The sequence below is a fragment of the Variovorax sp. J2L1-78 genome, from assembly GCF_030317205.1.
Classification (GTDB): domain Bacteria; phylum Pseudomonadota; class Gammaproteobacteria; order Burkholderiales; family Burkholderiaceae_C; genus Variovorax; species Variovorax arabinosiphilus.
Genome location: NZ_JASZYB010000005.1, coordinates 1 through 21,555, shown reverse-complemented (window position 1 = coordinate 21,555; position 21,555 = coordinate 1). Strand labels below are relative to the sequence as shown.

Below are 21,555 nucleotides of genomic sequence, written 5' to 3'. Positions count from 1 at the left end.
CTGTTGCTCGAGCTCCACCGATGAAAACACCAAGATCCCGCATCGCGCGTGCCGCGCTGCACGCGAGCCTGCTGCTCCTGCTGACCGCCTGCGGCGGCGGTGGCGTCGGCAGCGATCCCGCGCCTGCCGAGACGACCACGCCGCCCCCACCGACCGCGGCCACCCCCGCGCCCCCTGCCCCCCCTGCGGCACAGAGCAAGACCTTGTTGATCGGCATCGACGGCGTTCACTACACCGAGCTGCAGCGGGCGATGGCCGAGGCACGCGTGCCCAGCCTGCAGGGGCTCGGCACCGTGTTGCCCGCCTATACCGGCGGCATCCTGGGAAGGCCCACGCAACAGCAGGCGACCGCTGGTCCGTCGTGGGCCACGCTGCTCACCGGCGCCTGGGCCGACCGTCACGAGATCCGCTCGAACTACGAAGGCCAGGCCTTCCAGGCCGACACCGTCTTCAAGATGCTCAAGCAGCGCAACGCCGGCGCGCGCACCGCGGCCATCGCCAGCTGGAGCGGCCTGCCGCAACTGCTGCGCGCCGACAAGGCCGCGGGCTACCTCGACCTGGCCAAGGACTGCGATGGCAGCGACAGCTGCGTGTCGTCCGAAGCCGGTGCCGCCATCGAGGGCGGCAGCTATGACCTGATCGTGGCGGACTACCAGGGCCCGGCCCAGGTCGCCGACGTGGCGGGCTACGGCACCGACTATCAGAACGCACTGGCCGAAGTCGACCGCCAGGTTGCGCTGCTGAAGGCGTCGCTGGCCAAGCGCCGCGCCGCGCACCGGAACGAGGACTGGCTGGTGATCGTCACCACCACGCATGGCCTGGGCGCCACCGGTGTGGCCGACGGCATTCCGGTCCCGTCCAATCTCGCGACGGTCATCGCACTCGACAAGCCGGCCAATCTGTCACCGGCGCTGCCGGCCGGCCTGCCGACCGACATCGCACCCTGGTATGCCTACGCGGCGGCCACCGACGTCACGCCGACGGTACTCACCCACCTGTCGGCCCGCCCCGCCGCCACGCAGTACGGGATGGACGGCAGCCCGCTGATCGGCGCGGCGGCCGTGCGCCAGCTCGCCGCGACGACCAACGCGAAGCAGACCGGCATCCAATTGAACTGGACCTTGCCCGCGACGCCCGCCGCCATCACGGTGCTGCGCGATGGCGTCGCAGTGGCCACGCTGCCGGGCAATGCCCTGGCCTTCGAAGACACGACCATGGCACCGGCCGCCAGCGGTTACTTCAGCTACGACTACACGGTGGTCGCCGACCAGGTGCCGGTGTCGCTGCGCGCCACGCTGAACTATGTCAAGCCCATCTCGCTGCTGGCGAGCGTGGCGAACGGCATCACGCACCTGTTCACGCTGAAGACGACGCTGGTCGACCGCATCGGCGGCACGCAGGCCTTCACGCCCTGGGTCAGCGGCGCGGCACCGGTGTACACCGCCGCGGGCGAGGGTCCGTTCGCCGGCACCGACACCGCGTTGGCCTCGACCAGCTATGCCGGCCCGACCGTGTGCAGTGCCTGCGACGGGGGCTACCGCATCCCGACCAGCCAGGTCACCAGCACCAGCGCGCCCTTCACCTTCGGCTTCTGGTTCCGCTCCGACGCGACGCGCTCGGGCATGCCCATCGTGTCGAACAAGAACTGGGGCAGCGGCAACAACGCCGGCATCGCCCTGGGCCAGTACGGCAGTGCGATCCGCTTCAACATCGGCCGCGGCGGCGGGCGGCTCGGCGACAAGGACCTGAGCTTCAGCGCGAACACCTGGGTGTACGTGGCAATGGCGGTGGACGTGCCGAACCTGAAAGTCACCTACCACGCCTACGACCCGGTGTACGGCATGCAGAGCAGTTCCGCCGTGCTGACCAGCGCCTTCGTCGCGGCGCTCAACGGCCTGGGCAACGGCTTCTCGCTGAACGAGGACGGCGACGGTGGCTATGGCCCGAACTACCGCAACGGCAACGCCAGCAACACCATCGGTGGCCGCTTCGACTTCGGCGAGTTCAGCACCTGGAACCGCGCACTGACGAACGCGGAAGTCGAGTCGATCGGCCGCTCCGGCACGTCGCTCACGACGCTGGTTCCCTGAAGGAGGCGACCGTGCACATCACATCTTTCGAGACGACCGCCCGCCCGGCGGGCAGGCCCCTGCGGCTTGCCGTCGCACTGGCCCTTGCCGCGGTGCTGAGCGCCTGCGGTGGCGGCGGCGGCAGCAGCAGCAGCAGCAGCGATAGCAGCGGCAGCGGATCTTCCACCGTCATGGTCACGCCCAACGACCCGGCGACCGCCGGGCCGCCCGCCTCGGCGCTCACGCCGCCCGGCGGCGAAGCCTCGTCCCCCACCCCCGCGCGCCGTCCCGAGACGGTGCGCTGCGCCCCCTGAGACATGCCCATGAGCCAAGACTCCGTATCCAGCAGCCGCCGCGGCTTCCTGCGCGGCGCAGCCACCGCCGCGGGCGCCACGGCGGCCCTCGGCCTGTTGCCACCGAGCATCCGCCGCGCACTCGCCATCCCTGCCGCGCAGGACACCGGCACGATCAGCGACGTCAAGCACGTCGTGATCCTCATGCAGGAGAACCGCGCCTTCGACCACTACTTCGGCACGCTGCGCGGCGTACGCGGCTTCGGTGATCGTTTCCCCGTGCCGCTCGCCAACGGCAAGCCGGTCTGGTACCAGCCCGCGACCTCGGGCACCGGCACGCACCTGCCCTTCCACTACGACACGACCAGCACCAGCGCACAACGCACCACCGCGATGGCGCACAGCTGGCCCGACGGCCAGCAGGCCTGGAACGGCGGCCAGATGAACCAGTGGGTCGCGGCCAAGACCGCGCGCGCGCTGGGCTACTACCAGGAAAGCGACATGCCTTTCCAGTTCGCGCTGGCCGATGCCTTCACGGTGTGCGACGCCTACCACTGCAGCGAACTGACCGGCACCAACTCGAACCGGCTGTTCCTCTGGACCGGCAGCAACGACCCGCTGGGCCAGGGCGGCGGCCCGGCCATCGACAACACGAACGACGACCTCGCGAACGCGCCCGGCTACAGCTGGACGACCTACCCCGAGCGCCTGGAGGCGGCCGGCGTGAGCTGGCAGATCTACCAGGACATGGCCGACAACTTCACCGACAACCCGCTCGAGGGCTTCACCACCTACCGCGAGGCCTACTACGCCACCGCGCCGACCGCCGCGCAGGTGTCGCTCAAGACGCGCGCGCTGTCGACGCGCGACCTGGACGCCCTCGCGGACGACGTGAAGAACGACCGCCTGCCGCAGGTGAGCTGGATCGTCGCGCCGGCCAAGTACTCCGAGCACCCCGGACCGTCCTCGCCGCTGTGGGGCGCCGAATACACCGAGCGCGTGCTGGATGCGCTGACCTCCGACCCGGCCGTCTGGAGCAAGACGGTGCTCTTCCTGATGTTCGACGAGAACGACGGCTACTTCGACCACATGCCGCCGCCGGCCATTCCTTCGCGCAACGCGGACGGCACCGACGCCGGCATGAGCACGGTGTCGACGCTGGGCGAGCGCAACGACCTGAAGGCCCCCTACCTCGGTTCGCCCTACGGCATGGGCTGGCGCGTGCCGATGTACGTGGTGTCGCCGTGGAGCCGCGGCGGCTGGGTCAACTCCCAGGTGTCCGACCACACCTCGGTGATCCGATTCCTGGAAGCGCGCTTCGGCGTGGTGGAGCCCAACATCAGCGCCTGGCGCCGCTCGGTCAGCGGCGACCTGACCACCTGCTTCAACTTCGCGACGCCCAACGCCGCATTGCCGACGCTGCCGACCATCACCAGCGCCGCCGCCGACGCGGCCATCGCGCAGCAGCTGCTCTATCCGACGCCGACGGCACCGGCAGCGGGCACCGGCACGATGCCGGTGCAGGCGACCGGCGTTCGCTACTCGCGCGCGCTGCCGTACGAGCTGCACACCAGCGGCCGGCCCGACGTCGAGCGCAAGAAGTTCTGGCTGGTGTTCGGCAACACGGGCCGGGTCGGCGCCGTCTACCACGTCTACAACCACCTCGCGCTCGACAAGGTGCCGCGCCGCTACACGGTCGAGCCCGGCAAGCTGCTCAACGACAGCTGGGCGCCCGCCGCGGACGGCGGCTACGACCTGTCGGTGTTCGGGCCGAACGGCTACTTCCGGCGCTTTCGCGGCAAGCTGCCGGCCTCGCTCGCGGGCGGGGCCGGACTGCCCGAGATCCGGGTCTGCTACGACACCGCCAACGGCGACGTGCACCTGGAGATGCAGAACCTCGGCAACATCAGCTGCACGGTCACCGTCACGCCCAGCGCCTACCGCACGGACGGCCCGTGGAGCTTCGCGCTGGCGCCCGGCCAGTTGCTGGTGCAGCAGTGGGACCTGAGCTACAGCAAGCACTGGTACGACTTCAGCGTGAGCGCGAACGTCGACGCGGGCGGCAGCTTCCTGCGCCGCTTTGCCGGCCGCGTGGAAACCGGCGCCGATGGCATCAGCGACCCCGAGATGGGGCTCGTCACCTGAGGCCATGGCGCAGCCCCCAGCGATTCAACGACAGACGACACAGACCGGTAGAGACAGCATGGCCTTGCAGATCAGGAACCTTCACAAGAGCTTCGGCGGCCAGTCCGCGCTGGAGCGCATCGAACTCGACGTGGGGGGCGCGGAATTCGTCTGCCTGCTGGGCCCCAGCGGCTGCGGCAAGACCACGCTGCTGCGCATCATCGCGGGGCTGATGGCGGCCGACGGCGGCAGCGTGTCGCTCAACGGCCGCGACCTGGCGCAGATGCCGGCGCGCGAGCGCGGCTTCGGCATCGTGTTCCAGTCCTACTCGCTGTTCCCGCACATGACGGTGGCGCAGAACGTGGGCTACGGCCTGCGCATCCGCGGCGAGGCGGCAGCGACCGTCGACAAGCGCGTGGCCGAACTGCTCGACATGGTCAAGCTGCCGAGCTTCGGCGCGCGCTTTCCCGGCGAGCTCTCGGGCGGCCAGCAGCAACGCGTAGCCATCGCGCGGGCGCTGGCCGTCAACCCCTCGCTGCTGCTGCTCGACGAGCCGCTGTCGGCGCTCGACGCACGGGTACGCGCCGACCTTCGGCGCGAACTGCGCGAGGTGCAGCGCGGCCTGGGCATCCCGACGCTGATGGTCACGCACGACCAGGAAGAGGCCATGTCGATGGCCGACACCATCGTCTGCATGAACCAGGGGCGCATCGAACAGCAGGGCTCGCCGCAGGACCTCTACCTGCGCCCGCGCACCCGCTTCGTGGCCGACTTCATGGGCCACAGCAACCTGCTGCCGGCCGCGCTCGCCAGCGCGCTGGTGCCCGTGCTGCCGCCGCTGCCCGCCGACATCGATGCGGCCGGTGCGCTGCTGTGCATCCGGCCCGAGCGCATTCGCCTCGAGCCCGCTGCCGGCGCGCGCGGCGAAGTGACCGACATCGGCTTTCTCGGCAGCATCCAGCGCGTGCGGGTGCGCTGGGGCGACCAGGCGCTGCTGGCCGAAACCAGCAGCGCCATGCCACTGTCCGTCGGCCAGCGGGTGTCGCTTGCCATCGGCGCGGCCGACTGCAGCTGGGTGACGGCATGAGGGCGCCCGCCCTGCCGATGCACGCGGCCGATCGCTGGCTGCTACGCGCCTGCCTGTGGCTGCCGCTGGCCGCGCTCGTCATGTTCTTCGGCATACCGATGCTCGGCATCGCCTGGCGCAGCCTGGTGCAGGACGGCACGGGCGGTATCGGCCTGGGCAACTACGCCGCGCTGCTCGACACACCTGGCGTGTGGCGTGCGCTCTTCAACAGCCTGCTGCTGGGCGTGTCGACCACGGGCGTCACGCTGCTGCTGGCCTTCGTCGTGGCCTACGGCATCGAGCGCACGCGCATGCCCGGCCGCAGCTTCACGGCCATCGGCATGACGCTGCCGGTGCTGGCGCCCTCGCTGGTGCTCGGCCTGGGGCTGATCTTCCTGCTGGGGCGCAACGGCGTGGTCGGCAAGGCGCTCGGCATCCGGCCCGAGATCTACGGCTTCTGGGGCCTGCTGATCGCCGACGTGCTCTACGCACTGCCGCAGGCGGTGCTCATCCTGCGCACCGCGCTGCGCCACGGCGACGCGCGCCAGTACGACGCGGCCGAGGTGCTGGGGGCCACGCCGTGGCGGCAGTTTGTCGACATCACCCTGCCGGGCGTGCGCTACGGCCTGCTGAGCGCGGGCTTCGTCGTCTTCACCGTGACCATCACCGACTTCGGCAATGCGGTGGTCATCGGCGGCAATTTCCAGGTGCTGGCCACCGAGATCTACAACCAGGTCAGCGGCCAGATGAAGTTCGGCATGGGCGCGGTGATCGGCATCGTGCTGCTAGTGCCGGCCGCGCTGTCGGTCTTCATCGAACACCTGGCGGCGCAGCGCCAGGCCGGGCTGGGCGCGGAATCGGCCCTGCCGCCGACACCCCGACCCCACGCGGGCCGCGACGGCGCGTTCTTCGCCGCCTCGCTCGTCATCGTGGGTTCCATCTACGCGGTGGTGCTCACGGTGATCGTCGCCAGCTTCATCCGCCTGTGGCCCTACCGGCTCGACCTCACGCTCAAGCACTACGACATCGACATCGCCGGCGGCTATGCGCCGCTGTGGACGTCGATCGGCGTGTCGCTCGTCGCTGCGGCGGTGGGCACGGCGTTGCTGTTCCTGCTGGCCTTCGGCGTGCAGCGCCTGCCCGGCCGGGCCGCCAGCGCGGCACGGCTGCTGAGCGCGCTGCCGGTGGCGGTGCCGGGGCTGGTGCTCGGCCTGGCTTACGTCTTCACCTTCAACACGGCCGACAGGCCCTGGGGCGTGCTGTACGGCAGCGCCCTGCTGCTGGCGCTGTGCAACTACTACCACTACCACACACAAGGTTTCGTGAGCATGATGACGGCCATGCGCACCGTGCCCACCGCCCTCGACGACGCCACCACCGTGCTGGGCGGCGGCGTGGCGCGGGTGCTGGGCGACGTCCACTGGCCGGCGCTGCGCACCACGCTGCTGGCGATCGCGGTGTTCCTGTTCATGCGCTCGATGGTCACGCTGTCGGCCGTCATCTTCCTCATCACACCGTCCCTGTCGATGGGCGCCGTCACGGTCATGCGGCTGGACGAAGCCGGCTTCACCTCGCAGGCGGCCGCCTTCTCCACCTGCATCATGGCGGTGGTGGGCACGATGGCACTGCTATTGCATCTGCTCACCCGCCAACCCGTTCCGTCGGCGCACTGACACCGCAACCCCTCTTTTCACATGCTCCAAGAAGAACGATTCCTCCGCATCCGCAGCCTGCTGGCGACCTTCTCGCGGGTGAGCGTCGACCGCATCGTGCAGGACCTGGAAGTCTCGCGCGAAACCGTGCGGCGCGACCTGCTCGAGCTCGAAGGCAGCGGCGAACTGCGCCGCGTGCACGGCGGCGCGGTCGCCACCGGCCCCGAGCCCGAGCCGCCGCTGTCGGTGCGCCTGGTGGCGCGCCAGAAGGAGAAGCGCGCCATCGCCAAGGCCGCCGTTGGCCTGCTGCGCCCGGGGCAGACGCTGTTCCTGGATGCCGGCAGCACCACCTCGACGCTGGCCGAGGAGATCGCCACGCTCAGCGGCATGACGGTCATCACCAACTCGCTGACCATCGCGCTCAAGCTGGCCGGCGCCGACGAGGCCCGCAGTTCGCGCAACGACGTGCGCCTGCTCGGAGGCCAGATCGACGTGAAGACCCAGGCCACGCACGGCGAAGGCACGCTGGAGGACATCCGGCGCTTCCGGGTCGACGTGGCGCTGCTGTCGCCCGTGGGCCTGCACGCCAGGCACGGCGCCATGAGCTTCGAGCACCACGAGGCCGCGGTGGCGCGCGCCATGGCCGAGCAGGCCCAACAAGTCGTGATCCTGGCCGATCACAGCAAGATCGGCCTGGCGAGCCGCGTGACCTACGCACGCACGGCCGACATCGACATCGTCGTGACCGACGCCAAGGCGCGCGAGGTCGCGGGCCTGGCCGCGTTGCGCAAGGCCTGCGAGCGCCTCGTCATCGCCTGACGCCCTGACAGACATACCGAGGCCGACCCACCATGCCCTACCGCCACGCCGCCGGCGACACCACCTGGCACTTCGCCGACCTGCGCACGCTGATGGCCAAGGCCACCCCGGCGCGTTCGGGCGACGTGCTGGCCGGCGTCGCGTCCGAGACGGCGGTGGAACGCATGGCCGCGCGCATGGCGCTGGCCGACGTGCCGCTTCGGCGTTTCCTCGACGAGGCGCTGGTGCCCTACGAAGACGACGAGGTCACGCGCCTCATCATCGACACGCACGACGCCGCCGCCTTCGCGCCCATCGCGCACCTGACGGTCGGCGACTTCCGCGACTGGCTGCTGTCCGACGCGGCCGACAGCGCGATGCTGGCGCAGGTGGCGCCCGGCATCACCCCCGAGATGGCGGCCGCCGTGAGCAAGCTGATGCGCAACCAGGACCTGATCCTCGTCGCACGCAAGTGCCGGGTGGTCACGCGCTTTCGCAACACCATCGGCCTGCCCGGCCACCTGGCGGTGCGGCTGCAGCCCAACCACCCGACCGACGACCTGCGCGGCATCGCGGCGTCGATGGTCGACGGCCTGCTCTACGGCGCGGGCGACGCGGTGATCGGCATCAACCCGGCCAGCGACAGCGTGCCGGCGCTCACGCGGCTGGTGCACATGCTCGACGAGGTGATCGGCAGGCTGGGCATCCCGACGCAGTCCTGCGTGCTCACGCACGTGACCAACACGGTGCAGATGATCGAGCAGGGTGCGCCGGTCGACCTGGTGTTCCAGTCGGTCGCCGGCACCGAAAAGGCCAACACCAGCTTCGGTGTGAACCTGGCCGTGCTGAAGGAAGCGCACGAGGCCGCCCTGTCGCTGCGGCGCGGGCCGCTGGGCGACAACGTCATGTACTTCGAGACCGGCCAGGGCAGCGCGCTGTCGGCCGGCGCCCACCACGGCGTCGACCAGCAGACCTGCGAGGCACGGGCCTATGCGGTGGCACGCGCGTTCCGGCCGCTGCTGGTGAACACGGTGGTCGGCTTCATCGGGCCGGAGTACCTGTACGACGGCAAGCAGATCATCCGCGCCGGGCTCGAGGACCACTTCTGCGGCAAGCTGATGGGGCTGCCGCTGGGCTGCGACGTCTGCTACACCAACCATGCCGAGGCCGACTCCGACGACATGGACACGCTGATGACGCTGCTAGGCGCCGCAGGCCTGACCTTCATCATGGGCGTGCCGGGGGCCGACGACATCATGCTCAACTACCAGAGCACGTCCTTCCACGACGCGCTCTACCTGCGCGAGGTACTGGGCCTGAAGCGCGCGCCCGAGTTCGAGGTTTGGCTGCAGCAGATGCAGTTGGCCGACGCACAGGGCCGCGTGCACAGCGTGACGCCGCAGCACCCGGCGTTGCAGCAGCTGCGTCAATTGCAGCTCGGCGGCGGGAGCAATGCATGAGTACGCCCGACCCCTGGGACGATCTGCGCGCCTACACCGCGGCCCGCCTCGCGCTCGGTCGCGCGGGGTCGAGCATGCCCACCGCCGAGCTGCTGCGATTCGGCTTCGCGCATGCCCAGGCGCGCGACGCGGTGCATGTGCAGCTCGACACACAGGCGCTGGCCGACGCACTGGCCGCCGACGGCCTGCCCACGCTGCAGGTGCACAGCGCCGCCGTGGACCGCGCCAGCTACCTGCTGCGCCCCGACCTCGGCCGCCGGCTCGACGACGCCAGTGCGCAGCGGCTGCGCGACGCGGCCGGCCCGAGCCCCACGGCGGGTTGCGACCTGCTGCTGGTCATCGGCGACGGGCTCTCGTCGCTGGCGGTCGAGCGCAACGCGCACGCCATGGTCACCGCCATCCGCGCCGGCCTGCCCGCGGGCTGGACGCTCGGCCCGGTCGTGATCGCGCAGCAGGCGCGCGTCGCGCTGGCCGACGAAGCGGGCGCGCTGCTCGGCGCCCGCCTGGTCGCGATGTTGATCGGCGAGCGCCCGGGCCTCAGCTCACCCGACAGCCTGGGCCTGTACCTCACCTGGAAGCCCGCCGTCGGACGCCACGACGCCGAGCGCAACTGCATCTCGAACATCCGACCCGAAGGCCTCTCGCCCGCGGCCGCCGCCGGCCGCTTCTGGTGGCTGGCGCAGGAGGCGCGGCGCCTGCAGCTCACCGGCGTGCAGCTCAAGGACCGCAGCGACGCCGCGGTCATCGCGGCCCCGCCATCGACCGCTTTGCCGGCCCTGCCGGACTGAACGCCCACGTTCCCCGTCGGCACGGGAATTCGCCCGGGCCGGCCTGTGTCGTCGGTGGCATTGCGCCACCTTGTCCCCTGCAAACTGGAGTTGCCATGATCCGCACCCTTCGACCCCTGGTCCTCACCGCCATCGTCGGCTCGTTCCTGACGGCCTGCGGGACCACCGGCCCCTCGGCGCCCGCCATCGACAACAGCGCCATCGGCCAGCCCGATTTCCGCGCCCACACCGCCACCTACGGCGTGGTCTACACGCTGCCGAAGGACGTGAACGACGTGCTCGACGCACGCGTGTACCCGGCCTTGCGGCAAGACCTGGTGCGCCTGGGCCTGCAGACCGAGGCGCAGAACGTCAACATCCCGCACGTGACGGTGGTGCACATCCACAGCGCCGACCCGACGACGCCGCAGAAGATGCTCAAGGCCCTGCCCAAGCCGCCCGCGCCGATCCAGCTCACGTTGAAGAACTTCTACACGACCGAGGCCGCCAAGGACGCGGGCCGCCCGTGGTGGCTCGACCTCGGCATCGTCAAGACCGGCCCTGGCTTCGAGTCCCTGATGGCCTACAACACCGTGACCACGGCCGCCATGGCGCCGCTGCGCGACGGCCCGCTGCCGCGCGTGACCGGTCCCGTCTACGCCAAGATGGGCGACGCCGGCAAGGATCTGGTGAAGACGGTGGGCGTGAGCGGCGTGAACGTGGTGAAGGACGGCAAGGAACTGCGTTCGCACAACCCGCACAACACGCTGGTCTACAGCATGACGCCGTTCACGCCGGCGCTGCAGGCGTCGATGAACCAGGTCGCGGCCAAGTTCAACACCGTGCTGCCCAACGGCATCGACACCACCTTCCGCAACGTGTCGATCGTCGAGCTGGCCTTCTCGGGCAACGTGACGCGCGAGATCTACCGCGTGAGCCTGGTCGACGGCAGCGTGCTCGACGTGGCAACGGGCAAGGTTCTCCGGTAGCCGATGAAACGGCACGCCCGAGGCCAGGGCACCCGCGGAACTGGCTCTGCCAGGCCGCCGGGTGCGCCCCCTTGAGGGGCTGAGGGCCGCGGCTCCAAGTCTGCCCGCGCAGACTTGGACGGTCCCGAAGGGCGCCGGACTCCGGCCGGCGCACGGGGCGACGACACGCAGTGCGCCGCATCGGGGGTGGTTTCATTTCAGGGCGCGTGCGTCGCCTGCATCTGCGGCACGGCCGGCGCGCCCTGCATTTCCACATCGGAGAAGAAGGCGAGACCGTGCCCTTCGGTGTTGTCGGCGTCGGCAGAGATGGCGACACCGACGATGTCGGGCTGCAGGCCGCCGGCTTCGTCGCCGAAGGCGCGCTGGTAGTCGGCCAGCAGGTTGCGGCGCTCGCCGCGCCAGCTGTCGATGCCGGCACCGGCCGGGCCCGACTCGAGCACCAGCATGCGGATGCGCCGGGTGAAGGCGTTCGGCAGCAGCGTGCTCTTCGCCTCCTTCGCGTCCCACACGTAGCACAGCGTTTCGCTCGGCACGTCCTCGCCGGTGGCCGAACGCGCCAGTGCCAGCCGGGTGCGCTCGCCGAAGGGCAGCCGGTCGGTCGGCAGCGCGAAGAAGACGCACAGCTTGGCCGCGCCGTCGTCGCCGCTGCGGCTGCGCAGGTCGGTGCCTTCGACGAAGCGCTCGACGCGCCAGCGCCAGGCGAGCGACGCAGCGCCGTCCAGCGCCACACGCACCGGATGCACCAGGTTGCCGTAGGAATCGTCGGCCTGCACCTTGAGCACCGACTTGCCGTCCTGCCGCACCACCTCGAAGCTGGTCGGGTTCTTGTTCGGCAGGGTGGTGAAGTGCCAGGATGCGGGCACCGGGCCGGGCGCGGCGTTCGAGAAGCTGGTCAGCCAGGCCTGGGCCGTGGCCTGCGCCTGCGCCTGCGCGGGGCCGGCCACCGCCCAGGCCAGGGCGCCGGCCAGCAGCCAGGCAAGCCCCGGCCACGCGCGGGGAAAGGACCGATTCGCCGGGGGTGCGGATGGCATGGGGCAGCTCCTGTGTCGTCGGACGGCCGGAAAGCGGCCAGTGTGCCGCGGCGCCGCAGGCGGATAAATACGCCGAAAGGAACCCGGTGTCTCTCTCCTCGAGACAATGCCGCGCCGTCGTCCTACCCTACCCGGCTTCGCCGTCGACGTAGTACCAGCGCTGCAGCTCGCCATCGGGCTCGCGCTGGAAGTTGCTGCGCTCGTGCAGCCGGCTGGCGGTGCCTGAGGCATCGCGCTGGCGGGCGACGAACTCGACCCGTGCATGGTCGGCGTCGAGCACCGAGCGCGAGCGCACGTCCAGGCCGAGCCACTTGGTGCCGGGCTCGAAGGTCAGCGCGGCCGGCCGGGTCGACGCATGCCAGGTGGCCAGCAGGTAGTCGGCCTGCTCGCGCACGAAGGCGGTGTAGCGGGAGCGCATCAGCGACTCGGCATCGGGGGCCGGCGTGCCCGCGAAATCCTCGAGATAGCGTCCGCAGCACAGCGCGTACTGGAGCGGGCGCGCACGCTGGTCGGTGCGTCCGCAGGGGCAGGGGCCGGAGAGTGGTTTGGTGCTCATCGAAGCCTCCATTGGAACACCAGCGGCGGCACGGCCGCCCGAAAGCGTGTGCCGGGGCCTCTCATGCGCCGTCCGGAAGCAGTTCGGCGAGGCTCTCGCGGATGGTCCGCGCGATGAGCTGCTGACGCTCGCGCGGCATGCGCGGCAGGGTCGACGCCACGCTGATGGCCGCCACCGGCTCGCCGCCGGCGTTGCGCACCGCCATGCCCGCCGCGAGCACGCCGCGGGTCGCATGGTTGCCGATGACCGACCAGCCACGCTCCCGTGTGGCACGCACCAGGATCTGCATGCGCTCGGGCGTCATGCCGCCATAGGCATGCAGCCGGGGCGCGTTGGCCGCAATGATGTTCGCGACCTCCGCATCGGGCAGCGCGGCCAGCAGCGCCAGTCCGGCGGCCCCGACGCCCAGCGGCTGCTGCGTGCCGACCTGGATGACCAGCACCTGCACCGGGTGCGTGCCCACCTGCCGGGCGATGCAGTGCGACAGCGGCCCCTCGCGCACCACCGCGAAAGCCGCATCGCCGCAGGCCGCGCTGATGCGGGCCAGCACCGGCTGCAGCCGCACCGCCATGTTGGGCAGCGCGTCGGCCGGGGCCAGGGCCGCCACGCGCGGGCCCGGCACGTAGCGGAAGCGCCCGTGCTGCGCCACGTAGCCGGTCTCCATCAGGGTCGACAGCAGGCGGTAGACGGTGGCGCGTTCGAGCCCGGCCGCGCGGCACAGGTCGACCACGCGCACGCCGTCGCGGCCGCCCGCCAGCACCGCGTCGAGCAGCTGCAGGCCACGGCGCAAGGTGCGGCTGCCGGCATCGTCTTCCGTGGCCGCCGAACGTAAAACGTCCGCTGAACGAACGTTTGAAGTGGAGGTGCGCGCGGTCATGGCGAAGAATTTGGGCGTCGACGAGGTCGTCGCCAGTGTGCCGCAGGGCCACCGTGCCGACGCCCCGGGACATCCTCGATACCCAAAAAGGAGACATCGCCATGCGCCTCGAAGGCCCCCTCTCGCGCCGGCATCTGCTGGCCCTCGCCGCCGGCATCGCCGGCGCCACCGCCCTGCCGCTGCACGCCCAGCCCGACGCCTGGCCGAGCCGGCCCATCAAGCTGGTGGTCGGCTATGCCGCCGGCGGCGCCACCGACGTGATCGCGCGCCTGGTGGCCGTGAAGCTGGGCGAGCGGCTCGGCCAGCCCGTGGTGGTGGACAACCGCGCCGGCGCCAACAGCAACGTGGGCGCCGAGGTGGTGGCGAAGTCGCCGCCCGACGGCTACACGCTGTATGTCTTCACCATCGCCAACACCATCAACGCGTCGCTGTACGCGAAGCTGGGCTACGACCCGCAGAAGGACTTCGAGCCGATCGGCCTGATCGCCAAGATCCCGAACATCCTGGTGGTCAACAACAACCTGCCGATCAAGAGCATTGCCGACTACGTGCGCTTCGCCAAGGCCTCGAAGGACGGCATCACCTTCGCGTCGTCGGGCAGCGGCTCGTCGATCCACCTGTCGGGCGAGATGTTCAAGATGCAGACCCACCTGAACATGCTGCATGTGCCCTACCGCGGCAGCGCCCCGGCCGTGACCGACCTGCTGGGCGGCCAGGTGCAGTCGATGTTCGACAACACGCCCTCGGCACTGCCGCATGTGCAGGGCGGGCGGCTGCGCGCGATCGCCATCACGAGCGCCAAGCGCTCGCCGCTGCTGCCCGACGTGCCCACGGTGGCGGAGTCGGGCTTCCCCGGCTTTGACGTGCAGTCGTGGTTCGGCCTGGCCGCGCCCGCCGGCACGCCCAAGCCCATCATCGACCGGCTCAACGCCGAGCTGAACAAGGTGCTGGCGGCGCCCGAGCTGCGCCAGCGCTTCCAGGACCTGGCGGCTTCGCCCGAGCCCGGCACGCCCGAGCAGATGCGCAGCTTCGCCGCGGCCGAGACCCAGCGCTGGCGCGAGGTCGTGAAGACCTCCGGCGCCAAGGCCGAATAAGGCCACCCGCACCCCATCACCAGGAGCTCCCTCGCCCATGTACCCAATCGATTTTTTCTGGCGCGCCGCCGAGCGCTGGCCCGAGCGCATCGCCATCGACGCCCCCGAGGGCACGACGCGCTACGACACGCTCGCCGCGCGCGTCGCGGCGCTGGCGGCGGCCTTCGTCGCCATCGACCCCACGCCACAGAGCCGCGTGGGCATCTGCGCGAAGAACAGTGCCGAGCACATCACGGCGCTGCTCGCGGTGCTGGCCTGCGGCAAGGTGTGGGTGCCACTCAACCCCAAGAGCACGCGGCCCGAGATCCGCCGCATCGTCGACGCGACCGCGCCGTCCATCCTGGTGCTCGACGGCGACTGCGCCGGGCTGCTCGACGGTGCACCCGGCGAGCGCATCCACACCCACGGCCCGGCCGGCGAGGGCACGCACACGGTGGCCGGCCTGGTGGCGCGCCATGCCGGCGCGGCGCGACCGGCGTTCACGCTGCCCGACGACGCCACGCAGGCCATCAAGTTCACCGGCGGCACCACCGGTGCGCCCAAGGGCGTGATGCAGCCTTATCGGGCCTGGATGGCGAACATCGCCAACCAGATCCATGCGTGGGGCTTCGACGAGCACGAGCGCTACATCGTGGCCGCGCCGATCACGCACGGCACGTCGACCTACATCGTGCCGATCCTCGCGCAGGGCGGCTGCCATGTGGTGCTGGCCGAGGCCGGCGCCGAGGCGGTGCGCACGGCATTCCGCGAACGCGGCGGCACCGTGTGCTTCATGCCGCCGACGCTGGTCTACATGCTGATGGCGCTGCCGGGCGCGAACCGCGCCGACTTCCCGCAACTGCGCCGGCTGATCTACGGCGGCGCGCCGATGCCGCCGGAAAAGATCCGCGAGGTGCGCGCCTTCTTCGGCCCGGTCCTGGGCACCACCTACGGCCAGACCGAGGCGCCGCAGATCCTCACCGTGATGCGCCCCGAGGACTTCGAGGACGAGCGCAACTGGGCCGCGGTCGGCCGCACCGCCTGGTTCAGCGACGTGGCCGTGATGTCGCCCGACGGCCGCCTGCTGCCGACCGGCGAGGTGGGCGAAGTGGTGGCGCGCGGCGACCTCGTCATGACCGGCTACTGGCGCCTGCCCGAGAAGACCGCCGAGACGCTGGTCGACGGTTGGCTGCACACCGGCGACCGCGGCCTGATCGACGCGCGCGGCTACCTCTACCTCAAGGACCGGCTCAAGGACATGGTGATCACCGGCGGCTTCAACGTCTACCCCGTCGACGTCGAAAACGCGCTGGGCCAACACCCGGCGGTGCACGAGTGCGCGGTGTTCGGCATCCCCGACGACAAGTGGGGCGAGGCGGTGCAGGCCGCGGTGCAGCTGCGCCCCGGCCAGCAGGCAACGGAGGCCGAGCTGATCGCCTTCGTGCGCGAGCGGCTCGGCCCGGTGCAGACGCCCAAGCGCGTGCACTTCCACGACAGCCTGCCGCGCTCGCCCGTCGGCAAGGTGCTCAAGACCGCGGTGCGCGAGCAAGCCCTCGCCGCCGCCTGACCCCATTCCAACGAACACGGAGACATCCCCATGGCATCGCCAACGAACCCGCCCGTCACCCGCCTGTGCACGCACACGCTGACCAGCCTGCACTACCGCGACGCCGACCTGGTCGAGGACCTGATGGGCAAGCGCACCTTCACCGAAGTGATGCTGATGCAGATCCTCGGCCGCACGCCGCGCCCGGTCGACCTGCGCATCACCGACGTGGTGCTGATCGTGCTGATGGAGCACGGCCTCACGCCCAGCGCCATCGCCACGCGGCTCATCTACATGAGCGCGCCGGAGAACCTGCAGGGCGCCGTGTCGGCCGGCCTGCTGGCGGTGGGCAGCTCCTTCGTGGGCACGATGGAGAACTGCTCGCGCCTGCTCGACCGCATCATCGCCGCGGCCGCCCCGGACTCTGAAGCGCTGGCGATCGCGCGCGAGCACAAGGCCACGAAGAGCGCCATGCCCGGCTTCGGCCACCACCTGCACAAGCCGGTCGACCCGCGCGCCTACAAGCTGCTCGAGCTGGGCCGCGCCGAAAGCGAACTGGCCGGCGACAAGATCCGCGCGCTGGAGACGCTGTCGAAGGCGGTGGACGACGTGGCCGGGCGGCCCATCACCATCAACGCCACCGGCGCCGTGGCCGCGCTGCTGGGCGAGATCGGTGTGCCGACGAATGTGATGCGCGGCTTCGCCGTGATCTCGCGCGCGGCCGGCCTGGTGGCACACATCGTCGAGGAGCAGCAGAGCCCGTCGGGCCGCTTCATCTGGGACACGGTGGAGCATGCGATCCCGTACGTGGGCGAAGGCGGGAAGGCATGAGCGCTGGGCGCCCTCCGGCGCTGCCGCTCGACCTGAGCGGCCGGGTCGTGTTCGTCGCCGGCGGCGGCTCGGCCGGCCCGGGCTGGAGCATCGGCCGCGCGTCCTGCGTCATCTATGCGCGCCAGGGCGCACGCGTGTGCGTGGCCGACCGCGACGCCGCCTCGGCCGAAGAGACCACCGCGCTGATCCACGCGGAGGGCGGCGAGGCGGCCACCTTCGTCGGCGACGTGGCGCAGCCGGCGGATGTCGAGCGGCTCTTCACCGAAGCTCGCGCGCGCTTCGGCGGCATCGACGTGCTGCACCACAACGTCGGCATCGGCCAGACCGGCGGCCCGATGGAAACGAACGCCGAGGACTTCGACCGCATCCACGCCGTGAACGTGCGCAGCCTGCTGCTGTGTTCGCAGCAGGTGCTGCCGGGCATGGTGGCGCGCGGTCGCGGCGCGCTGATCGCGATCTCGTCGGTGGCCGGCATGCGCTACATCGGCTACCCGCATCTGGCCTACAGCGTGACCAAGGCGGCCGTCACGCAGTTCACCCGCATGGTGGCGCAGCAGTACGCGCCGCATGGCATCCGCGCCAACACGGTGGTGCCGGGGCTGATCGACACGCCGCGCATCGCGACCACGGTGGCGAAGATGTTCTCGGACAGCGGCCTCGACGATGCGCGTGCCGCCCGCGCGCGGCAGGTGCCGATGGGCCGCATGGGCACGGCCTGGGACGTCGCGCATGCCTGCGCCTTCCTGGCCTCCGACGCGGCGGCCTACGTGACCGGCACCGAGCTCGTCGTCGACGGCGGCATCACCGGGAGTACGTCTAGGGCCTGTTCACGCTATTTCCGGAGATTGCGTTGCCCGGCGCAGGGGCTGGATGCAAGGCGGCCGGGCGCAGCAAGGCTGAAGCCTTGCAAGCGCGGGCAACGCCGCAGACGGCCCCTGCACCGGGCAACCCGAAGGGAAGGCATGCCCAGGCCGGCCACTCGGCGTTGCGCTCCTTGCATGTGCCGACGCACATGCGGCGTCACGCGCCTTGATTGGCCGGCCTGGGCATGCCTTCGCAACTCCGGAAATAGCGTGAACAGGCCCTACGCCAACGCGCGCTGAATGAGCAGCTTCTGGATGTCCGAGGTTCCTTCGTAGATCTGGCACACGCGCACGTCGCGGTAGATGCGCTCCAGCGGAAAGTCATTGACGTAGCCGTAGCCGCCGAGCGTCTGGATGGCGGCGCTGCAGACCTTCTCGGCCATCTCGCTGGCGAAGAGCTTGGCCATCGCGGCTTCCTTCAGGCAGGGCCGGCCGGCGTCGCGCAGGGCGGCGGCATGCCAGATGAGCTGGCGCGCGGCCTCGAGCTGCGTGGCGCATTCGGCCAGGCGGAAGCCGACCGCCTGCTGGTCGAAGATCGATCCACCGAACGCCTGACGCTCCTTGGCATAGGCCAGCGCCACGTCGAAGGCGCTGCGCGCCATGCCCACGCTCTGCGCCGCGATGCCGATGCGGCCGCCTTCGAGCGCGCCGAGCGCGATCTTGTAGCCCTCGCCTTCGGCCCCGATCAGGTTCTCGGCCGGGATGCGGCAGCCGTCGAAGTTGATCTGCGCCGTGTCGCTGCTGTGCTGGCCGAGCTTGTCTTCGAGACGTGCGACGTTGTAGCCCGGCGCATCGGTCGGCACCAGGAAGGCGCTCATGCCGCGCTTGCCGGCGCCCTTGTCGGTGACGGCGATGACGATCGCGACCTGGCCGTTCTTGCCGCTGGTGATGAACTGCTTGACGCCGTCGATCACGTAGGCGTCGCCGTCCTTGCGTGCGGTGGTGCGCAGGCTCGACGCGTCGCTGCCGGCCTGCGGCTCGGTCAGGCAGAAGGCGCCGAGCATCCGGCCCTGCGCCAGCGGCCAGAGCCACTGCTTTTTCTGCGCGGCGTTGCCGTAGCGCATGAGGATCGCGTTGACCGGGCAGTTGGTCACGCTGATCGCCGTGCTGGTGCCGCCGTCGCCGGCCGCGATCTCCTCCAGCACCAGCGCGAGCGTGAGGTAGTCGAGCCCGGCGCCGCCGTCTTCCTCCGGCACGCAGATGCCGTAGGCGCCGAGTTCGGCCAGGCCCTGGTGGGCCGCCTTCGGGAAGCTGTGCTCGCGGTCCCACGCGGGGGCATGCGGCCACAGTTCCTTCTGCGCAAACTCACGCACCGCGTCGCGGATGGCTTCCTGGTCGGGGGTCAGCAGCATGTTGTCTCTTTCGTTGTTGTTCGGGGGCGCCGCGTCTAGCGCGAAGGCGTCTGCTCTTCGGCCAGTTGCTGGCGGTAGCGCACCGCCATGTCGGCCGCGGGTTCCGGTGCCTCGGCCATGCCGAGCTGGTCGTGCAGCATCTGGTTGAGCGAGGGCAGCAGGTCGCGTGCGGGCCAGTCGGCCGGCTGCCACAGCTGCGAACGCATGAAGGCCTTCGCGCAGTGCAGGTACGCCTCCTCGACATGGACCTCGATCACCAGCTTGGGACGCTGGCGTTCCGCCGCGAAGCGGTCGACGAACGCGGCCTCGTCACGCAGGCGCGCGGTGCCGTTGATGCGCAGCGTTTCCTCGAAGCCCGGGATGACGAAGAGCAGGCCGATGCGGGGATCGGCCAGCAGGTTCTCCAGCGTGTCGAGCCGGTTGTTGCCGCCGGAGTCGGGCAGCAGCACGGTGGAGGGGTCGGTGACCTTGGCGAAGCCCGGCGCACCGCCGCGCGGCGAGGCATCGAGCAATTGACCCGACGGCCCGGCACTGGCGACCACGCAGAAGGGCGACAGCGTGATGAAGCGCGTCATGTGCACGTCGAGTCGCGGAAGCTGCTTGCGCACGGCGCGCTCACCGGGTTGCGCATAGAGCGCACGAAGCTGGTCGCGTGTTTCGATCATCGTCTTGCGTCCTACTTTCCAGATCCCAGGTCCATGATCAGCCGCGCCGCCATGTAGAGCCGGCGCGGGATCGCGTCGACCAGCACGTACTCGGCCTTGTCGCTGTGGTAGCCGAAGCCCGGCAGGCCCAGCCCTTCGATCACCGGCTTGCCCGACAGCGCGGCGTAGGCCGCGTCGGTGCCACCGCCGCTGCGTTCGTCGATCTCGAGTGTGCCGCCGGCTTCGCGGTAGAAGGCGCTCGCCTTGTCGATCAGCTTGCGGCCTTCGGTGCCGGCGTTGAAGGCCGGGCGGCCGCGCGTGACGGTGAGCTTGACCTCGGCAGCGGGCAGCTTCTTCTGCTGGGCGCGCTCTTCCAGCGTCTTGAGCATGGCCTCAAGGTCGTCGTTCTGGGCGTAGCGCACATCGGCGTTGAGCGTGGCGCTGTCGGGGATGATGTTCGACACGGTGCCGGCCTTGGCCACCGTCCAGTTGAAGCGCAGGCCCTTGGCCTTGTCGTCCAGGTCCATGGTGCGCAGCACCACGTCCGATGCTTCGACCAGCGCATTGACGCCTGCCTCGGGCGCAGCGCCCGCATGCGAGGCCTTGCCCTTGATGTCGGCCTGCACGTAGGCGATGCCGGAGGTGCCGAGGTAGAAGCTCTCTCTTTCGGCGCTGGTGGGCTCGAAGGACAGCACGTAGTCGGCCGCGCGCGCCTCCTGCTGGATCAGGTCGCGCGAGCCGAAGGAACCCTTCTCCTCGTCGACGTTGAACAGCACCGTGATGGTCGCGAAGTCGCGGAAGCCGTAGGTGGTGAGCAGCTTGAGCGCATGCAGGATGACCGCGCTGCCGCCCTTGTCGTCGGCGATGCCCGGCCCGTAGGCCTTGTTGCCTTCGACGCGAAACGGCGCCTTGGCGAGCATGCCGCGCGGGTAGACGGTGTCCATGTGCGACAGCAGCAGCAGGCTCTTGCCGCCACGGCCCTTGAGCCGGCCGACGATGTTGTCCCCGACCACGGCGCCGGCCGCCTTCTGCCGCGTGACCGTGAAGCCCAGCGCCTTGAGTTCGCCTTCCAGCATTGCGCCCGCCGCCGCGATGCCCTCGGCATCGCCGGTGCCGCTCTCGATCTTGACCAGGCGCTCCAGCGTCTTCACGACCGCCGGCTGTTCGCTCGTGGCGGCATCGAACAGCACGTTGTCGCGCTTCTGCGCCCAGGCCGCGGGCGCGAACCCGGCGCTGCCCAGGAGCAGCGCGGCGGTCAGGGCGAACGTGGTCTTCTTCGGAAAGATCATGCGGTCAGACGAGTTCGATGGCGACGGCCGTGCCTTCGCCGCCGCCGATGCACAGCGTGGCGACGCCGCGCTTCTGGCCGCGCGACTGCAGTGCGTGCATAAGCGTGACCATGATGCGCGCGCCGCTGGCGCCGATCGGGTGGCCCAGTGCGCAGGCGCCCCCGTGCACGTTGACGATGTCGTGCGCCACGCCCATCTCCTTCATCAGCGCCATCGGCACCACGGCGAAGGCCTCGTTCACCTCCCACAGGTCGACGTCCTTCACGCCCCAGCCG

18 protein-coding genes and 2 pseudogenes are annotated in these 21,555 nt (G+C 70.5%); 13 read left to right on the top strand and 7 right to left on the bottom strand.

Annotation, left to right across the window (positions count from 1 at the left end):
- The first annotated feature begins 20 nt into the window (after nt 1–20).
- The 9 genes from QTH86_RS26400 (at nt 21) to QTH86_RS26360 (ending at nt 11,218) form a co-directional block, all read left to right on the top strand.
- Entirely contained in the window at nt 21–2,090 is a 2,070-nt protein-coding gene (locus QTH86_RS26400) for a LamG domain-containing protein (RefSeq protein ID WP_286644259.1), read from the top strand.
- A gap of 11 nt (nt 2,091–2,101) precedes the next feature.
- Nucleotides 2,102–2,383 carry a hypothetical protein gene (locus tag QTH86_RS26395; RefSeq protein WP_286644260.1) on the top strand — a complete coding sequence of 94 codons (282 nt, stop codon included), beginning with the start codon at nt 2,102–2,104 and terminating at the stop codon, nt 2,381–2,383.
- Nucleotides 2,384–2,386: 3 nt separating this feature from the next.
- A complete protein-coding gene (locus QTH86_RS26390; RefSeq protein ID WP_444814113.1) occupies nt 2,387–4,507 on the top strand; it encodes a phosphocholine-specific phospholipase C in 2,121 nt (706 codons plus the stop codon).
- Nucleotides 4,508–4,565: 58 nt separating this feature from the next.
- Entirely contained in the window at nt 4,566–5,573 is a 1,008-nt protein-coding gene (locus QTH86_RS26385) for an ABC transporter ATP-binding protein (protein WP_286644262.1), read from the top strand.
- Nucleotides 5,570–7,225 carry an ABC transporter permease subunit gene (locus QTH86_RS26380; protein WP_286644263.1) on the top strand — a complete coding sequence of 552 codons (1,656 nt, stop codon included), beginning with the start codon at nt 5,570–5,572 and terminating at the stop codon, nt 7,223–7,225. The genes QTH86_RS26385 and QTH86_RS26380 overlap by 4 nt, the downstream gene beginning before the upstream one ends.
- A 21-nt stretch (nt 7,226–7,246) precedes the next feature.
- Entirely contained in the window at nt 7,247–8,023 is a 777-nt protein-coding gene (locus QTH86_RS26375; protein ID WP_286644264.1) for a DeoR/GlpR family DNA-binding transcription regulator, read from the top strand.
- Between the two features lie 32 nt (nt 8,024–8,055).
- The gene (locus QTH86_RS26370) at nt 8,056–9,462 is read left to right on the top strand and encodes an ethanolamine ammonia-lyase subunit EutB (RefSeq protein WP_286644265.1); all 1,407 of its coding nucleotides are present in this window, start codon (nt 8,056–8,058) and stop codon (nt 9,460–9,462) included.
- Entirely contained in the window at nt 9,459–10,250 is a 792-nt protein-coding gene (eutC, locus tag QTH86_RS26365) for an ethanolamine ammonia-lyase subunit EutC (RefSeq protein WP_286644266.1), read from the top strand. Before QTH86_RS26370 ends, eutC begins: the two co-directional genes overlap by 4 nt.
- Before the next feature lie 95 nt (nt 10,251–10,345).
- The gene (locus tag QTH86_RS26360; RefSeq protein WP_286644267.1) at nt 10,346–11,218 is read left to right on the top strand and encodes a hypothetical protein; all 873 of its coding nucleotides are present in this window, start codon (nt 10,346–10,348) and stop codon (nt 11,216–11,218) included.
- Nucleotides 11,219–11,415: 197 nt separating this feature from the next.
- On the opposite strand, the gene QTH86_RS26355 is transcribed toward QTH86_RS26360, so the two are convergent.
- The 3 genes from QTH86_RS26355 to QTH86_RS26345 all read right to left on the bottom strand — a co-directional run bounded on the left by QTH86_RS26355 (nt 11,416) and on the right by QTH86_RS26345 (nt 13,682).
- Entirely contained in the window at nt 11,416–12,249 is an 834-nt protein-coding gene (locus tag QTH86_RS26355) for a DUF3047 domain-containing protein (protein ID WP_286644268.1), read from the bottom strand.
- 127 nt (nt 12,250–12,376) lie between these two features.
- Complete coding sequence (locus QTH86_RS26350) at nt 12,377–12,805, bottom strand: YchJ family protein (protein ID WP_286644269.1); 429 nt, start codon at nt 12,803–12,805, stop codon at nt 12,377–12,379.
- A 61-nt stretch (nt 12,806–12,866) separates the two neighbouring features.
- Complete coding sequence (locus tag QTH86_RS26345) at nt 12,867–13,682, bottom strand: IclR family transcriptional regulator (RefSeq protein ID WP_286644270.1); 816 nt, start codon at nt 13,680–13,682, stop codon at nt 12,867–12,869.
- A gap of 101 nt (nt 13,683–13,783) precedes the next feature.
- On the opposite strand from QTH86_RS26345, the gene QTH86_RS26340 reads away from it, so the two are divergent.
- The 4 genes and pseudogenes from QTH86_RS26340 to QTH86_RS26325 all read left to right on the top strand — a co-directional run.
- Nucleotides 13,784–14,776: a tripartite tricarboxylate transporter substrate binding protein gene (locus tag QTH86_RS26340; protein ID WP_286644271.1), complete on the top strand. Its 993-nt coding sequence runs from the start codon at nt 13,784–13,786 to the stop codon at nt 14,774–14,776.
- A 37-nt stretch (nt 14,777–14,813) separates the two neighbouring features.
- Nucleotides 14,814–16,322, top strand: coding sequence for a class I adenylate-forming enzyme family protein (locus QTH86_RS26335; protein ID WP_286644272.1), 1,509 nt, complete (start codon nt 14,814–14,816; stop codon nt 16,320–16,322).
- Nucleotides 16,323–16,352: 30 nt separating this feature from the next.
- The gene (locus tag QTH86_RS26330; RefSeq protein WP_286644273.1) at nt 16,353–17,132 is read left to right on the top strand and encodes a citryl-CoA lyase; all 780 of its coding nucleotides are present in this window, start codon (nt 16,353–16,355) and stop codon (nt 17,130–17,132) included.
- Nucleotides 17,129–17,941: pseudogene (locus QTH86_RS26325) on the top strand (SDR family NAD(P)-dependent oxidoreductase); the annotation flags it as partial. The gene QTH86_RS26330 and the pseudogene QTH86_RS26325, both read left to right, overlap by 4 nt.
- Before the next feature lie 275 nt (nt 17,942–18,216).
- Here the strand turns inward: QTH86_RS26325 and QTH86_RS26320 are convergent.
- From QTH86_RS26320 to QTH86_RS26305, 4 genes and pseudogenes are all read right to left on the bottom strand, one after another.
- The gene (locus QTH86_RS26320; protein WP_286649344.1) at nt 18,217–19,347 is read right to left on the bottom strand and encodes an acyl-CoA dehydrogenase family protein; all 1,131 of its coding nucleotides are present in this window, start codon (nt 19,345–19,347) and stop codon (nt 18,217–18,219) included.
- Between the two features lie 35 nt (nt 19,348–19,382).
- Nucleotides 19,383–20,012, bottom strand: a complete 630-nt coding sequence (locus QTH86_RS26315) for a pyridoxamine 5'-phosphate oxidase family protein (protein WP_286649345.1) — start codon at nt 20,010–20,012, stop codon at nt 19,383–19,385.
- A gap of 11 nt (nt 20,013–20,023) precedes the next feature.
- Complete coding sequence (locus tag QTH86_RS26310) at nt 20,024–21,280, bottom strand: glutamate carboxypeptidase (protein ID WP_286649346.1); 1,257 nt, start codon at nt 21,278–21,280, stop codon at nt 20,024–20,026.
- Between the two features lie 4 nt (nt 21,281–21,284).
- A pseudogene (locus QTH86_RS26305) lies at nt 21,285–21,555 on the bottom strand (acetyl-CoA C-acetyltransferase); the annotation flags it as partial.